The organism is Chryseobacterium angstadtii, assembly GCF_001045465.1.
Lineage (GTDB): Bacteria > Bacteroidota > Bacteroidia > Flavobacteriales > Weeksellaceae > Chryseobacterium > Chryseobacterium angstadtii.
In genome coordinates this window covers 1195517-1211525 of the sequence record NZ_LFND01000001.1, presented here as the reverse complement: position 1 = coordinate 1211525, position 16009 = coordinate 1195517, and the positions used below count along the sequence as shown (strand labels likewise).

Below are 16009 nucleotides of genomic sequence, written 5' to 3'. Positions count from 1 at the left end.
CCTTTAAATAACGCAAAACAAATTTATTTAACATAAAATTCATATTCCGGGCTTATAAAAGGGTAAAGCACTGGTATGCAATGAGAAAAATTTTAAACTTTTGTTTAATTTTTTGATTGCTGCATTCTGAATCGATGCTTTAGTGGTTATTTTCTTTATAAATAAAGCTGAGAAATGCTGCGCAGGGCTTTTACAGGCCGATAATATCTCGGGATTTAAGAGTCAAACCGCCTGTTCCGGAGGTATCTGATTTTAATTTTAATGAAGAAACCTGGAAATAGAGGCTTTCGTTGTTCGTTTGGGGTTGTACCTTTATAGTAAAGATTGTTTTTAGCAAGGTGAAAAAATATTATCGCAAGGATAGTCAAAGATTTTTTATATAATGCCGGATTTAAGATAAACAAAGGCGTAAACTTATCTAAAGGAAGACAAGGGAAGAAGGAAAGAATTAATTTCATTGATTCTTTATAAGCTGATGGATAAGTCATACCTATTCTTGACAAGAAGATTAATTTTATTGACCACAGATGGCACAGATTGACACAGATGTTGATATGATTATCGTATTCGGGAGGATTTTATGTTTTTAAGGTTTTAGGGTTTGGCTAAAGCCTGGGGAATGGATCGTATTAGTAAGCGGGCTAAAGCCCGCTCCTAGTGAATTTTAATGAAGATGCAGAGGATTGTTTAATAGGCTCAATCATGATTGAATCAGGATGGTACGATTCTAAAAATGGCAGTTCACCATTCTTTACAGAATATTTATGGCTTATTCTTTAGATAAATAAGGCTTAGAAATTCTGCATAAGACTTTTCCAGTCCGATGATATCACCGGATTTCAGATTCAAACCGCCTGTTCCGGAGGTATCTGATTTTACTTTTAATGAAGAAACCTGGAAATAGAGGTTTTCGTCACTGGTTTTGGGTTGTACCTTTATAGTAGAGCCTAAAAGTTTCTTTGTTGATATCGTATAGACCTCTCCTGCTATAATATCCAGGGTGAGATAAGATCTCGGAGCCAGCAAATAGTCTTTTTTATTGATATTAATCTTCTGATCTTTATCTGAGGAAGCAAAAACGTATAATTTCCCTTTTTTTCCTTCTTCTTTTTCTTTTGGTGTGTAATAAAGGGCAATTCTGTAGTTGGCAGGATTGAGAGGCTGTGGAGTTCCGTCTATATTTTCAAAGGGTTTAAATGCAAATGTATTGGCCCCAATTTCTTTTGCCTTTTTATATATTAAAGAAAAGACAGCGGCATCATCATTTGAGAATCCCTGAACTTCAATCTCTCCTAAATATTCAGCCCCGACAGCCGCCTCACTTTTTTTATACAGGAATTTATCTGTATTGTCATTGGTTTTCTCAACTTTCGAAAGGTATACATTCTGCGCAGAGAAGAGATGTGCACAGAAAAGGGAAAGGGCAACTGTGAGGTTCTTTATCATATTATTTCTGTATTAGTATTTTTACGGATTCTTCCAGGCTGTTTTCCCAGTGCTTCGGTTCTATTTTATATATTTCTTCTATTTTATCCAAAGACATTGTGCTTCTCGCGGGCCTTTTTGCAGGAGTAGGATACTGCTCTGTAGTAAGAGCATTCAGCTGGATAGAAGATTTTGAAAATTCTGCAATTTTTTTCGCAAACTCAAACCAAGTTGTTTCCGGGTAGTTTGAAAAATGAAAGATCCCAAAGGTTTTTCCGGGAGCCTGAATAATATCCATAATAGCTTCAGCAAGGTCATTGGCATTGGTAGGCTGGCCGAACTGATCTGCTACAATTCCAAGCTGGTCTTTCTGGGAAAATAGGCTGAGCATTGTTTTAACAAAGTTTTTATTAAACTCTGAATACAGCCAGGAGGTTCTCAAAATAATAGTCTTTGGATTAATTTCCAGAGCCAGCTCTTCTCCTTTCCTTTTGGATTCGCCATAAACTCCGGTAGGACTTGTAAAATCGTCTTCTGAGTACGGAAGATTTGTATCTCCATCGAATACATAATCTGTAGAGATATGAATAAGAATGGTCTTATGGTCTGCACAGGCCTGAGCCAGGTAGGCAACTCCATCTGCATTTACTGCAAATGCTTTATCTTTTTCTTTTTCGGCTAAATCAACCGCAGTATAGGCTGAAGCATTGATACAATAGTCCGGTTTGTTATCATAAAAGAAATCATTAACCTGATCTTCATCTGTAATATCTAAGGTTTTTGAATCTGTAAATATGACTTCGTATGAATTTTCAAAATCAGGAGCAATTTTTCTGATGCAGTTCCCCAACTGTCCGTTGCTTCCTAATACAGCTATTTTTTTCATCTGTAATTTTATTATTTAACGATATGTAAGAAAATATGCATTAATCAATCATAAGCGGTTATTTTCTTTTCGTTATGGATTATGGTTATGAGTTTTTTGCGTTCTGAGATCTTAAAAATTTCACTCTTGGCTGGAATTCTTTCTGCTCAAGGTCTACATAGAATTTCTGGAAAGTCTCTTTTATATCTTCCGGATGAATTTCTGATTTTCTGGTTTTCACATTGAAATAAATCACCGTCACCCATAATACGGCATGTACGGTTTTTTCGTCCAGGCTTTTCATCAGTATTTCCACTTTGGCAGTTCTGTCCTGTACTTCTATGGTTTTGCTGCTGATTACAACCTGAGTATTGTACCTTACTTCTTTCAAATAAGCAATTTCATTTTGAATGGCAATCCACGTACATCCGGTCTTTTTTGTATATTCTTCATAGGTGAATCCATAAAAGGTTTCTACATGATCTTCTCTGGCGTTGAACATATATTCCAGATATTTCACGTTGTTCAAATGTCCAATCGGATCACAATCGCTGAACCTTACTTTTACAGTGGTTGATACTTCTCTTTCCATATGGCAAAAATAAAAAAACCGCCCCTAAAAGAGGCGGTTAATTTATAAAACTTTGTTAATTTATTAGTTGATTCCTAATTCTTTCTTAACAGCAGCTGTAGCGTCTGCACCAGATTTGTAAACAAATGCTGCAGAGTTTGCATCCATGATGAATTCGTATCCGTTAGCTTTTGCTACTTTTTCGATAGCATCGTTCAGTTTTTTCTCAATTGGACCGAAAGCAACATCCTGCTTAGCCTGAAGATCTTTCTGAGCTTTGTCCTGCATTTGAGCAATTTCTTCCTGAAGTTTCTGAAGTTCTGTTTCTCTAGCTTTGTTTTCGTCAGCTGTTTTCTTAGGAGCTTCCTCACTGTACTGCTTCAATTTAGCCTGCCCAGCGTCTGCTTTTTTCTTAATTTCAGCTTGTTTTGAATCTAAGAAAGTTTTTATATCAGCGTCTGCTTTTTTCTTTTCAGGCATTGCATTAAGAACCCCCATTACATCGACAGTAGCGATTTTTTGAGCTTTTGCCATACCTACTGATACAACCATTATTACCGCGGCAAATAATACACTTAATTTTTTCATAATTGGTAGAATAAATAATTTAATTTGTTTTTAGATTGTAAATTTAAGTAAAAGTTAATTATGTTACTTTTTACTTTTAGTTTTTTCTTTTTTGTCTGATCCTTTTGATCCTTTTAATAAGACATCCAATACTTTTTCTGTGTAATCGTATCTTGGCTGATGGATAATCACATTAGTGTTGCTTTTATCAATAACTATGCCTAAGCCATTCTTTTCGAATACAGTTTTAACAGCTCCCCAGATCTGATCCTGAAAAGGAACAACGAGATTTGTTCTCAGCTTTGTAATTTCGCCATTGGCTCCAAAACGTAAGCTGGTAGTAGTTTTTATATTCTTATCGAGATCTACTACTTCTTTTTCTCTCAGTTTCAGCTGATCTCCGATTAATAATACTTTTTCGCTTTCGAAAGCTGCTTTTTTTCTTTCGTATTCGGACTGCAGGTTCTGAAGTTCCGACTGCCAGGTATCAATCTGAGCATTTAATCTTGCTTCGGCTTCTTTGTACTGAGGCAATTTATTTAAAATATATTCAGTATCTACTATTCCGATTTTCTGAGCATTTGAAAACCCGAAAAGCAGGAATAATATTGATGTGAAAATGATTTTAAAATTCTTCATAAGTATGAATTATAATGATTGGTTCATCAAGAAGTGTGTTTTCCATCCAGATGGTTCTGTACCGGAAACCGTTTTATCAAATCCATAAGCAAAGTCAAATCCGATCAAACCGAAAGCACCCATGTATACTCTTACCCCAACCCCAACGGATCTTTTCAGCTGGAATGGGTTGTAGCTACTCCATGAGTTCCATACGTTACCTCCTTCAGCAAATGTAAGTGCATAGATCTTTGCAGTCTGGCTCATAGAGATCGGGTATCTCAATTCTAATGTAAATCTGTTGTAGATAGTACCTCCCCCTCTCTGGGTAATATCATCTATTTCTCCTCCGTATGTAGAAGCATTTTCATATCCTCTTAACGGAATCAATTCACGACCATCATATCTACCTCCAAATAAACCGGTACCTCCTACATAGAATCTTTCGAATGGCGGAGCCCCAAGCTGTTTGTTATAACCGTCCATGAAGCCCATTTCAGCAGAAGATCTCAATACCAGTTTTCCGGCTACCTCGTTGTATACATCGGCCTTGAACTTGATTTTGTAGAATTCCATCCATTTGTATTTGTCTACAGGAGACATGGTGGAATAATCTTTATTGCTGAACAATGAGTAAGGAGCAGTCAGTTTTGCAGAAAGCTCAATATTTGAACCCATTGTCGGGAAAATAGGGTCGATACCTGCGGAGTTTCTGCTTAATCCTAAGTTAAGACTCAGGTTATTGGCATCCCCATAGTATTCTGTAGTATCTCCAAACTGGAACGGATAGTTGCTGAATTTATATTTCTGGAACTGAATTCCTGTGTATAAAGAGAAATAGTCATCCGGCCAGTTTAATAGTCTGTTCAGACCTACTGAAGCCGAGAAGATATTAAGCTTCTGGTCATTCCCGCTGCTGTCGTTATATTTTACTCTGGATGTATTTAAACTTACAGAAAGAGCAGTCGGTCTTGTTCCGAATAACCATGGCTCAGTAAATGAAATTCCATAGTTCTGGAAGTACTGACCTGCCTGTGCCTGGATAGACAATGTTTGACCATCACCCTGAGGTACCGGCTTAAAGTCTTTAAATTTAAGGAAGTTTTTCAACGAGAAGTTATTGAACGTAAGTCCTAATGTCCCGATAAAGCTGTTACCCCCGTAACCTGCCTGAAGCTGAACCTGAGAAGATCCTTTTTCAACCAGTTTCCAGTTGATGTCTACCGTATTATCCTGCTGGTTTGGCTGGATATCCTGGCCTACCTGCTGAGGATCGAAGAAAGACATTCCCGCCAGATCAAAGTAAGTTCTTTTGATTTCTGTTTTCTTGAAAAGCTCTCCCGGTTTCGTTCTCAATGCTCTGAGTACAACGTGGTCATGGGTAGTTGTATTCCCCTGCCATGTTACTTTATTCCAGGTAGCCTGCTCACCTTCATTAATTCTGATTTCCAGGTTCACGGCATCTCCAGACACCGATTTTTCTACCGGAGTTACATTAGAGAACAGGTAACCGTTGTTCATGTACACGGATTTGATATCCGAGTCATCTTCTTTACCACCGTCTTCCCCTACTTTTTTGTTGAAACCTACGGCATCGTAGATATCTCCTTTTTTATATCCTAATAATCTCTGTAAATATTCTGTAGAGTATACGGTATTTCCGGTGAATGTAACATCTCCGATATAATACTTCTTCCCTTCGTTAAGTTTTACATTGATTTCGTAGTTATTTTTTTTGTTTCTCCATACGGAATCTGAAACAATTGAAGCATCTCTGTAGCCCAAAGAGTTGTAATAGCTGATAAGGCTCTGCTTGTCTTCCTGGTATTTTTCTTCAATGAATTTTGAAGATTTCAGAATTCCGCCGATCCCAAATCTTTTCTGCTTGGTTTCTTTGAATGCTTTATTTCTAAGTTTTGCATCGGTAACGCTTTGGTTTCCTTCAAATTCGATATGGTCAATTTTTATTCTTTTGCCTTTATCTACATTGATGGTCCAGTCTACCATAGAAGGATCGTTGGCATTTACTTTATCCTGGATGGTAATTTTAGCATCTGCAAAACCTTTCTTTACGTAATCTTTAGGAACTTTGGTTTTAAGACCGGAGATCAGGTTCTGAGTGATCTTTGTTCCCGGTTTCAGATTGTTGTCTTTTATTAGTTTTTCGTTTTTAGATTTACCGATCCCTTTACCTGCGAATTTTACTTCTCCAAGTTCTTTAAGGTCTTCCAGGTAGAATCTTAAAACGATGGTTTGGCCTTCGATACTCTGAACGTATACTTCAACTTCTGAAAAAGACTGGGTATCCCAAAGTTTTTTAACAGCGTTGCTGATTTTCTGTCCCGGAATATCTACCACCTCGCCTTTAGTTAAGCCTGTAAATCGTAAGATCTGAGCCGGCGTATATTTTTTTACCCCATCTACAACGATGTCTTTAAGCGTGTAAGTTCCTGTTTCATTTTCTGCATGTACAGCATTATTCACTTTAGTGCTGTCCTGAGGAGTTACTTGTCCATAAAAATGTGCAGAAGCAGCAAACATTATGATGGGTAATAGTCTAAACTTCATTTTATCGAGTCTTTCTTTTCTTTAAATTTATTGGGCTTTTATCTGATCGCCAGTCAATCCGTATCTTCTTTCTTTATTCTGATAATCCACAATACACTGGAAGAAGATATCTTTTGTAAAATCCGGCCATAGGACATTTAAAAACTGTAGTTCCGCATACGCAATCTGCCAGAGAAGGAAGTTGCTTATTCTTATTTCTCCGCTGGTTCTTATCAACAGGTCTACAGGTGGAAAGTCTTTTGTATAAAGGTAGTTTTCGAATAGCTTTTCATCAATATTCTCAACATCAACTTTTCCTTCTTTCACATCAGAACTGATGCTTTTTACAGCTTCCAATATTTCATTCTGCGAACCGTAGCTTATTGCCAGTACTAAGTTTCCTTTTGTATTTTCTTTTGTAAGCTCTACCACACGTTCCAGCTGTTCTCTCACAAGAAGAGGCAGTTTTTCAAGGTTTCCTATTACATGCATTCTAAGGCCTTTGCTAAAGATTTCTTCAGCTTCCAGTAAAAGGGTTTCTACCAGCAGATTCATCAGTGTACTTACTTCTTCTGCCGGACGGCTCCAGTTTTCAGAAGAAAATGTATACAGCGTTAAATAAGGTATATTAATCTCATTACAGGCATTAATAGCATTTCTTACAGCATCAATGGCATTCTTGTGGCCGAATGTTCTTTCTTCTCCACGAGTTTTTGCCCATCTTCCATTGCCATCCATAATGATGGCTACGTGTTTCGGTAAATTCTCAGAATTTATTTTATCTTTAATCAACGACATATTCATTAATCACAATAGCACGGAGGTCTTCCGAATGAATAGGTAAGTCCTAAACTAAAAGTATTCATCCAGTCCTTAGACCTTTCGTCGCCTATGTTTCTTTTGTTAAGAAGTTCTTGTTCTCTTTCTTTTGAAACTGCATAATAGTTTCCTGACTGCAGCAATGATGCCCCTGTAGCAGGGTCCAGGATATCTGCATTATAGCTGGAGGTCAGATCTTTTGAAAGCAATCTGCTGTGATCAAGCTGATCCGTCAGGGTATATCTAAATGTAGCTTCTGCAAATATAGCCCAATTATGATTGAACTTATACTTTAAACCTACCCCGAAAGGGATATGCATCGTTACTTTTTTACCTAATGAATATACCGGTGTGCTTTTAAAGTCCAGCTCATTAATAGGAGCCTGTGCTACTCCGTCTGCATCTCTTCTAAAGTCGTTGACCATATTGGCTTTAGGAGCATCAAACATTAATGCCCCGATACCACCGAAGATGTATGGGCTCACCATGCTTACCTGCTCATTATTCACAGGGAAAAGATTGTATTCGAACATTAAGCTTGCTTCGTATACGTTGTTTTTTCCGTACGAGTTTCTGTTCACTCTGTATTCTTCTTTCGCAGCTTTATCGCTAAACTGAACCTGGTTGTACCCTAAGTCCAATCTCACGGTTTGGTGCGGGTTAAAATTAAATCTATATAATAAACCTCCATAAAACGGGAATCCCCAATCTGATACCCTGTCCAAATCCAACGGCCTTTGTAAAATATAATTGGTCCTCCCTACATCACCCACTAGGTTACTCATCCCTAGACGAACTCCCAATTCGTTTCTTTGTGCTTTAACACTTACCACTCCAAGGAAGGCAAGGAAGCTAAACAATAATTTTTTATTCATAAAAGAATATGGATTTATGGTTATTTTAAAATTTAATTTTTGCAAATATAAAACATTTTTATATTAATGATATTCTTAATGTATAGTTAAAAATAAACAAAAAAACATAATTTGTTATAAAGTAAACGGCAAAGTGCCAAAAATATTCTTTTTTCCTTAGATTACAAATACGGGCTGTATAAAAAAACCCCCATTGGCTGAGGGTTTAAAACGTTATTTTTTATTAAATATTGTTTGTACCTTATTTCGTATTCTAATCAGCAGCGGTTCTTTATAATTTTTATCTTCATCAAAATAGCCGTATCCGTATCCATAACCGTATCCATAGCCATACCCTTGTTTCGTATTATAATCATTATAAATAAGTCCTAAATGAGCCACCTCTTCATTATGATATTTCTCGGTAATCATCTTCAGCATATATTTCTCGGTATATTCATGACGTACCACATAAATATTGGTATCGGAATATTTCATTAATTCATAGGAATCTGCTACCAGACCTACCGGCGGAGAATCTATGACGATGAAATCATATTTTTCTTTCAGTTCTTCCAGGAATTTTATATTCCTTTCACTCATCAAGAGTTCGGAAGGGTTTGGTGGAATAGGCCCGGAAGTCGCTACATCAAGATTCGGTATTTTAGTCTTGTTGATGATCTGATCTATTTCCACTTCTCCTGTAAGATAGTTGGAGATTCCATATTTATTATCAATTTTAAAATCCCCGAAGATTTTAGGTTTTCTAAGGTCCATTCCGAGAAGAATGGTTTTTTTGTCACTCAATCCAATTACAGATGCCAGGTTGATGGAAATATAGGTTTTTCCTTCTCCTCCAATGGAAGAGGTTACCAGAATGGTTTTTCCTTTTCCGTCTTCTCTGTTATTCTCCATCAGGAATCTTATGCTGGCTCTTATACCTCTGAATGATTCCGATACGGAAGACTTAGGCTGTTCCAAAACAGTAAGCATACTTTCGTTGCTGTTGTTTCCAATCACACCAAGAAGCGGGATTTTGGTTGCGCTCAGGAGTTCTTTGATGTTTCTGATCTTATTGTCCAGAACTTCACCAATCAGTATGAAGAGTAAAGGCAACAGCAATAGTCCGCTCATAATAGCAAGCTTTATTGCTTTTACGTTAGGCCCGATAGGAGACTGTCCCAGATTTTTGGCAGGGTCAATTACTGTAATATCGGACTGGTTGGTGGCCACTTTCATCTGTGCTTCGTTCTGTCTGGATAAAAGACTGTTATAAGTGGCTTCAATCATATTGTAGCCTCTTTCTGCGTCCAGATATTTTCTTTCTTTTTCAGGATATGAGGTAAGATCTGAATTGGCTTCTGCTACCTGTCTGTCAATTTTATTGATCTCATCATAATATTTTGTATAATAGTTCGTCAGAGCACCTGAAGAACCTGTTCTTGCTTCATTGATCAGCCTGTTTATTTCCTTCATAGGCTCAGAGTTGGGCTTATAAATAGCAGCCATTTCTCTTCTCTTCGCATACAGGGCTTTAAGTTCTGTAACTGTAGCAGAAAAGAAACCGTCTTCAAAACCGGCAGCGTTGGTGCTGATCATTCTGTCGAAATCCTGTGTCTGAAGGGTTGCTTTAATATTGTTCAATGAGCTGATTTTGCTTACAATATCTGCTTTTTTCGCTTCAAGGTCCTTTATTTTATCCAAAGATTTCTCATCTCTGTCTTTAATGTTGTACAATTTTTCCGATGTTTTCAGATAGTTCAGAACAGCCGCACTCGAATCCAGTTTTTTACGGATATTATCTACATTGGTCTGAAGATAAAGGTCAGTATTCTTATTAACGATGTTTTTGTCGGCCAGTCTTTTTTTCTGAAGCTCGGCAACCGATTTATTTAGGAAATTGACTGTACTGTTAAGATTAAATCCTCTTTTATTGATAATCATAATGGTCCCGATCTCCTTGTCAAAGTCCACTCCTATCGTAGAAACAATCTCACCTACACTCTGATTTACAGAATTAAGTCTTACAATAATGTTATCTACTTTTATTTTAGGAGTCTCTGTATTTTTTATCAGTCTGAATCTTAAATTCGGAGAAGTATACCATTCGTTAACTTTTAAAATTTTATTTGCAGGTCTGCTGTAGCCGTTAATAGACTGAAAACCTTCCGATTCATAGCTGTATAAGTTGGTAGACTGCCCTTCTTCAGGAAGAATCACTTCATAAGAATCATTTCCTTTCGGAATCAGGGTAATCGGGTAATTGATCTGCTGAAGATGGCTTTTATCAATCTGCAGGAATATAGGTGAATCGGTTTTATCGATATAAGTAGACTTGATCACTCCTTTAGTAGAGTAGTTCACAAAAAGATCCAGCTCTTTCACCAAAAACTCGTTATGAGATCTGGATAAAAGCATTTTTTTAAGATAAACTCCGTCCTGATTTCCGGTTTGTCCCCAGATAAAATTGATAGACTGGGTAGGTGTAAAATAGCTTGAGGTATTGTTGGATATACTCAATGACAATTCTGAGGCATAGATACTCTGAGCATAATATTTACTGTATACCCAGGAAATAATATAGCCTATAAACAGCATGAATACAAACCAATACCAGTTTTTGAGTATTCTTCTCAGGAAATGTTCAATATCAAATAATGCAAACGATCCGTACTTATCCTTCTGTGATTCGTTTTTGCCGGCTTTAGCGTCTCTTTCTGGAATCATGGTTAAAGGTTTTTAAGAAGCAGATAAATGGATAGTGCTGTAGTAATTACGGATACACCGGTAGTTAAAGTCTGTACCGGATCTTTTCCGAATCCGTTCAGGCTCTTTCCTCTTGTGTTCAGGTAGATCTCGTCACCATTCTGTACATAATAGAAAGGAGAGTTCATGATATCTTCACGGGTAAGATCTATTTTAGCCACTTTGATTCCTTCCGGCAATTTTCTGTGAATCACTATATTTCTACGGTCTATCGTTCTGTTCAAACCTCCGTTAATCGCTAATGCTTCGGTGATCGTGAGTGTATTTTTGTGGGCTACTTTTTCACCTGAAAGACCTGTCGTTTCTACGTCTCCCAGAATATAATAGGTAATTCCGTCTGTATTCAGCCTTACTTCAGCTTTTCCTTCCTGGAAATTTTCGTTTACTTTTTCCTGAAGCTCCTGGGTAACATCTTCCACTGTTCTTCCTTCCGCTTTCACATATCCTATTCCGAATACGTTGATATCTCCTTTGGAGTCTACCTTCAGTCCGTTGAAATAAAAATTCATATTTCCCCCTACGGAAGATCCTCCTCCTGCTCCAGAAGCGCCTCTTCCACCTTGTGTTGCTGCATTGTTTGCTCCGCCTCCTACTCCGCCTGAAGTGTTCAGAGAAGAATAGAATTGTGCCGCATCTCCTTTGGGAGTGGTTACAATATTAAGATTGAGGATGTCGTTTTTGGTAATTCTATACGTAGGGATGTTGTATGGAATCAATCCTTCTTCATTAATGACCAGACTTTCGCTGGGCTGCATATACCTCACATCGTTTTTGGTGATGCAGGATGTAATAAAAAATGGGAATATTAAAAATAAATACTTTAAGTTCTTCATCATATTTGAATGTATTGCAAAAGTAAAAATTAAATTGTTATTTTCTTATTATTTCGTAAACGATAAATCAAATCCGGCAAATACGCCCCAAAAAATCCTAATAAAATGACAATCAACAACAGCAGATTTATATTGATATGCCTCAGATAGTAAGCTACAGCTACAATCATCAGGTAATATACAATAATATAAAATGTGGAACGTCTGTGTGTAAGATCCAGTTTCAGAAGTTTATGATGGATATGGTTTTTATCGGCATCGAAAGGCGATTTTTTATTGCAAAGCCTTATAATAATTACATTTAAGGTATCCACAATAGGCAGAATAAGAATAGCTACCGCGACTACAGGAGCCGACTGAAGGTGGTATCTCGGAACATTGGGAAGCTCCTTATCTATAAAAATATCAATGAAACAGATGGAGGTAAATGCCAGCAGAAAGCCAAGAAGCATAGACCCAGTATCTCCCATGAATATTTTATTGGTTCTGTAATTGGATAGGTTGTAATAGAGGAAAGCCAGTACGGTTCCTATAATAATCACGGACAAAACAACGAGAGGAAAATTATACTCCCCAAGTCTGTAGTAACTAATCCCAAACAGGGCGCTGCAAATCACTGAGTAACCTCCCGCAAGACCGTCTATACCATCTATAAGATTGAATGCATTGATAAGAACAATAAACGTAATAATGCTGAACAGTACACTTACAATATAACCCAGCTCATAGATCCCGAAAATCCCGAAAAGGCTTCTGATCCTGATATCTGAACCTATCACCACCAAAGAAGACACTACAATCTGTGCCACGAGTTTCTTATAAGCTCTCATCACAACAATATCATCCATCACCCCGATATACAATAGGATAATCAGGGATGCGAACAGAAATTTATACAGATCAAAAAGCTCGTAAGCAAAAATAGATGCACAGATCCCGATAGAATAAAAGATGGCAATACCGCCCAGGTTGGGAATTTTTCTGAGATGGGAACTTCTTACTCCGGGCTCATCCATCAGATTCTTCCTTCTGGATATCTTGATGATGGTTGGTATGGAGAAAAAGGTAATTAAAAAAGCGAATAGAAAACCCAATCCTATTTTCACGTAAAAAATAGAAATACCTGATTCGCTTAAGAACAATTCAAAATTCTTCATTTTTTTTAATCAAGCAATCATCAATGCCTGTAGTAAAACCTACCAGGATGCTTCACAGGAAGCCTTCTGTCAAAGTTTTAGTGATGACGGAAATAATTGCACTTATCATTTGTGTTAGATTAATTTTCTTATCAGTTTCTTTTGTCCGGCAAAAAATAACAGATAAAAAATCTTTTTTTTCACTGGCAAAGATAAAAGATAATTCTTACCAAAACGACTATAGTTCAATATATCTTGAATTTTTATTCCCCTTTCTTTAATAAAATCAGCCAGTTCGGCCGCCATTTTATTAAAAAGATCTTCGTTCTTCACAAAGGCTACATAAGCCAGAAAAGAGTATACGCCTTCAAAGATCTGAAAATTTTTCAGTTCCTTTTTTTTGAGGGCATATCCGGATTTTTCAAATGCAGCTTCCACATCTTTTACCGCTTTCAGGATGTCTAATCCTTTTTCGGTGTGGGTTTTTGTGATAGAATCCGTACGTTCCAGATACTGGTAGTGAAAATTCTGGGTCTGCGCCAGTACTTTACACTCCAAAAGCAGCTGCGGTATCAGCTGAATATCTTCAAAATGAACGCCTTTCTTAAATCTTTTGCTGTCAAAAAGTTCTTTTTTAAAAAGCTTATTGCAGGCGAAATAACTCAGATCCGAAAATACAGAAAAATAATCATCCAGCTCTATCTTTTCAGGCATATTGGGAATTTGGGTCAACTTTTGTGTAACTTCTCCGTTCTGATCTACTTTCTGGATATTACAGATCACCATTTTAGCCTGGTGTTTTTCTGCCAGCTGCACCATTTCTTCAAACATGGTTTCTTTCACGTAGTCATCACTATCTACAAAACCTATATATTCCCCTGAAGCCTTTTCTAATCCGAAGTTCCGGGCATCGCTCAGACCTCCGTTTTCTTTGGTAAAAGCTTTTATCTTCTCCGGAAACTTCTGCACATATTCTTCGATAATCAATCCTGAATTATCTTTACTACCATCATTCACCACCACAATCTCGATATCCTGAAGAGTCTGCCCCACCAGTGAATCCAGACATTTGGCCAGATAATTTTCTACATTGTATACAGGAACTATAACCGAAACCCTCATTTTGTCTCTGTTAAATTAACGATTCCATTGGCCAGAAACTCACTGAATTTCTGATATCCCTGTTTATTTAAATGTAACGGATCTGCGTAGAGATTACGGTCTTTATCGAAATCTTTGCTTACTTCATCAAAATTTAAGATCACTACTTTTTGATCAAGTCCGCTGTTTTTTAATTCTTCCTGCAAGGCATTTCTGTAATCCTGTATTGTAAATGCAGTTCCTCCATTTAAAAACAACTCTGCACCTCTGTTGCTGAGGCTGCTTATCAAATTTTTATTTTTAAAATCTTCTTCCACTCCAAATTCCGGCAGGGAAACTACAACCGGTTTGATGTTATAATGTAAAAGTGTTTTAATGATCATCATCATGTGATGGCTGTAAAAATCTGGCCCCATATGCATGGCTGCATCATTCACTCCTGCCGTTACAATGCAGTAGTCAGGCTTTTTTTCAATAACTTTTCTGGAAGAAAACTCTTCTGCATCTTCTTTAAAAAGGTTTTCATAGATTCTGCTGGTCTTAGCTCCCGGATTTCCGGATGAGTAGATTTCCGCATGAACTCCTTTATCAGAAAGTTTCTTCTCTACAAGGGAATCCAGATTCTGCCGTACTACCCAGCTGTCTCCGATGATGCCTATCTGCAATCCCGGTTCCGGCTTTGTATTCGAAGAAAAGTAATTCTCTTCTCCTGCATAGGAATATTTGTTCCAGAAATACAAAAAGCAGAAAAGCCCGGCCAGCAGAACAATACTTACTATAATCTTTTTTTTCATCTGTGTATTTTTTTAGAAGGTAAGCCTGGGATTCAGCCAACCTCTTTTTGCTTCTTCAAAATCTTTCCTGGAACACGGAATACAGTTATCTATATTGTCATCGTCCCCAAAATACCATAAGTTGCTGAATGTATCTCTTTTAAAAGCATACTGTTCTTCATCTATCAAAACATAGAACAGCTCATAATGTCTTTCTTTCGGATGGGAACGCTGAATATTGATTCCTTCAATCAGATACCAGATCATCTGGGCCAGGAGTTGGTTGTTCAGCTGATTTTCCGAGTAAATGTTATAATTAAAAATACCGACAGATTTCAGGTTTTCGCTTAATCCTATTTCTTTCATGTAGGCACAGATCTCTCTCCTGTTTAATCCATTGACCTGCGGATTCATCGAGAAAGGCTCGCTGAAACTTTCAACAGCATCACAATTGAGGGTTACCAAATCTGCTTTTCTGAAAAAAGGTTCTGTTTTTTCAGTGGAATTCATCATTTCAGCAAGACGGACAATATCAAACTCTACTTCTTTAATCAGCCTTACTGAGTCTGTTTCGTTCAAATGTTTCTGATAGCCTAAATGGTGATAATTCTTGATTGAAAAATTCTTTGATCCTAAAATTTTTCCTAAAAAAGTATGTTCATTAATGGTTTCGCCCTGTTTCAGGGAAATAATGTTACTGATCTGGGTATAATTGATATTTTTTTTATGAAAATTCAAAGTGGAAAATAAGGAGAACGCAAAATCGTTGGAGCCTCCGATAATTACGGGAAGCGCTCTTTTGTAATGACATGCCGACAAAACTTCCTGCAAAATATAATGGGAATCCTGAACAGATTTCCCGGAAACAAGGTCTCCAAGATCTACCACAGGAATTTCAAAATCCAGCTGTGAAAGTTTATAAAACTCTTTTCTCACCGCTGTAAAATCCTGCACTTCCGCATCTCCGCCTGCTCCTCTGTAATCCGAAACAAAGAGAAGAACAATACTGTCTTCTTTTATATTTTTCGTGATTCTGCTGCCGATCTGCCAGCTCTCTGCTTTGAAATTTCTTGGTGAAATGATAAAATCTTCAAAATCCATATTTTTAATCTGAAAACTTGAGAATGGGTTAAT

The 16009-nt window shown here is 37.2% G+C and carries 14 protein-coding genes; all 14 read right to left on the bottom strand.

Annotated features, from left to right (window positions below; genetic code table 11):
* Positions 1-762: 762 nt before the first annotated feature.
* Complete coding sequence (locus ACM46_RS05350) at positions 763-1446, bottom strand: hypothetical protein (RefSeq protein ID WP_048505531.1); 684 nt, start codon at positions 1444-1446, stop codon at positions 763-765.
* A 1-nt stretch (position 1447) separates the two neighbouring features.
* On the bottom strand, positions 1448-2311 hold the full coding sequence (gene rfbD / locus ACM46_RS05345) for a dTDP-4-dehydrorhamnose reductase (protein WP_048505530.1): 864 nt from the start codon (positions 2309-2311) through the stop codon (positions 1448-1450).
* Between the two features lie 85 nt (positions 2312-2396).
* The gene (locus ACM46_RS05340) at positions 2397-2882 is read right to left on the bottom strand and encodes an acyl-CoA thioesterase (protein ID WP_048505529.1); all 486 of its coding nucleotides are present in this window, start codon (positions 2880-2882) and stop codon (positions 2397-2399) included.
* A gap of 63 nt (positions 2883-2945) precedes the next feature.
* Positions 2946-3449: an OmpH/Skp family outer membrane protein gene (locus tag ACM46_RS05335; protein ID WP_048505528.1), complete on the bottom strand. Its 504-nt coding sequence runs from the start codon at positions 3447-3449 to the stop codon at positions 2946-2948.
* A gap of 63 nt (positions 3450-3512) precedes the next feature.
* On the bottom strand, positions 3513-4067 hold the full coding sequence (locus ACM46_RS05330; RefSeq protein ID WP_048505527.1) for an OmpH/Skp family outer membrane protein: 555 nt from the start codon (positions 4065-4067) through the stop codon (positions 3513-3515).
* Positions 4068-4076: 9 nt separating this feature from the next.
* Positions 4077-6614, bottom strand: coding sequence for an outer membrane protein assembly factor BamA (gene bamA, locus ACM46_RS05325; protein ID WP_048505526.1), 2538 nt, complete (start codon positions 6612-6614; stop codon positions 4077-4079).
* A gap of 27 nt (positions 6615-6641) precedes the next feature.
* Positions 6642-7391 carry an isoprenyl transferase gene (locus ACM46_RS05320; RefSeq protein ID WP_048505623.1) on the bottom strand — a complete coding sequence of 250 codons (750 nt, stop codon included), beginning with the start codon at positions 7389-7391 and terminating at the stop codon, positions 6642-6644.
* Positions 7392-7396: 5 nt separating this feature from the next.
* Positions 7397-8287 (bottom strand): type IX secretion system protein PorG, encoded by an 891-nt coding sequence (porG, locus tag ACM46_RS05315; RefSeq protein WP_048505525.1) that lies wholly within the window; start codon positions 8285-8287, stop codon positions 7397-7399.
* A 213-nt stretch (positions 8288-8500) separates the two neighbouring features.
* The gene (locus tag ACM46_RS05310; protein ID WP_048505524.1) at positions 8501-10993 is read right to left on the bottom strand and encodes an exopolysaccharide transport family protein; all 2493 of its coding nucleotides are present in this window, start codon (positions 10991-10993) and stop codon (positions 8501-8503) included.
* A 2-nt stretch (positions 10994-10995) separates the two neighbouring features.
* Positions 10996-11868 (bottom strand): polysaccharide biosynthesis/export family protein, encoded by an 873-nt coding sequence (locus ACM46_RS05305; protein ID WP_048505523.1) that lies wholly within the window; start codon positions 11866-11868, stop codon positions 10996-10998.
* A 26-nt stretch (positions 11869-11894) separates the two neighbouring features.
* Positions 11895-13022, bottom strand: coding sequence for a glycosyltransferase family 4 protein (locus tag ACM46_RS05300; protein ID WP_048505522.1), 1128 nt, complete (start codon positions 13020-13022; stop codon positions 11895-11897).
* Positions 13023-13136: 114 nt separating this feature from the next.
* The gene (locus ACM46_RS05295) at positions 13137-14123 is read right to left on the bottom strand and encodes a glycosyltransferase family 2 protein (RefSeq protein ID WP_048505521.1); all 987 of its coding nucleotides are present in this window, start codon (positions 14121-14123) and stop codon (positions 13137-13139) included.
* Entirely contained in the window at positions 14120-14896 is a 777-nt protein-coding gene (locus tag ACM46_RS05290; protein ID WP_048505520.1) for an SGNH/GDSL hydrolase family protein, read from the bottom strand. The genes ACM46_RS05295 and ACM46_RS05290 overlap by 4 nt, the downstream gene beginning before the upstream one ends.
* A gap of 12 nt (positions 14897-14908) precedes the next feature.
* Entirely contained in the window at positions 14909-15976 is a 1068-nt protein-coding gene (locus tag ACM46_RS05285) for a formimidoylglutamase (protein WP_048505519.1), read from the bottom strand.
* Positions 15977-16009: the final 33 nt, after the last annotated feature.

Coding starts and splice junctions, on each gene's coding strand:
- ACM46_RS05350 (WP_048505531.1), bottom strand. CDS start 1,446: ATGATAAAGAACCTCACAGTTGCCCTTTCCCTTTTCTGTGCACATCTC.
- rfbD (WP_048505530.1), bottom strand. CDS start 2,311: ATGAAAAAAATAGCTGTATTAGGAAGCAACGGACAGTTGGGGAACTGC.
- ACM46_RS05340 (WP_048505529.1), bottom strand. CDS start 2,882: ATGGAAAGAGAAGTATCAACCACTGTAAAAGTAAGGTTCAGCGATTGT.
- ACM46_RS05335 (WP_048505528.1), bottom strand. CDS start 3,449: ATGAAAAAATTAAGTGTATTATTTGCCGCGGTAATAATGGTTGTATCA.
- ACM46_RS05330 (WP_048505527.1), bottom strand. CDS start 4,067: ATGAAGAATTTTAAAATCATTTTCACATCAATATTATTCCTGCTTTTC.
- bamA (WP_048505526.1), bottom strand. CDS start 6,614: ATGAAGTTTAGACTATTACCCATCATAATGTTTGCTGCTTCTGCACAT.
- ACM46_RS05320 (WP_048505623.1), bottom strand. CDS start 7,391: ATGTCGTTGATTAAAGATAAAATAAATTCTGAGAATTTACCGAAACAC.
- porG (WP_048505525.1), bottom strand. CDS start 8,287: ATGAATAAAAAATTATTGTTTAGCTTCCTTGCCTTCCTTGGAGTGGTA.
- ACM46_RS05310 (WP_048505524.1), bottom strand. CDS start 10,993: ATGATTCCAGAAAGAGACGCTAAAGCCGGCAAAAACGAATCACAGAAG.
- ACM46_RS05305 (WP_048505523.1), bottom strand. CDS start 11,868: ATGATGAAGAACTTAAAGTATTTATTTTTAATATTCCCATTTTTTATT.
- ACM46_RS05300 (WP_048505522.1), bottom strand. CDS start 13,022: ATGAAGAATTTTGAATTGTTCTTAAGCGAATCAGGTATTTCTATTTTT.
- ACM46_RS05295 (WP_048505521.1), bottom strand. CDS start 14,123: ATGAGGGTTTCGGTTATAGTTCCTGTATACAATGTAGAAAATTATCTG.
- ACM46_RS05290 (WP_048505520.1), bottom strand. CDS start 14,896: ATGAAAAAAAAGATTATAGTAAGTATTGTTCTGCTGGCCGGGCTTTTC.
- ACM46_RS05285 (WP_048505519.1), bottom strand. CDS start 15,976: ATGGATTTTGAAGATTTTATCATTTCACCAAGAAATTTCAAAGCAGAG.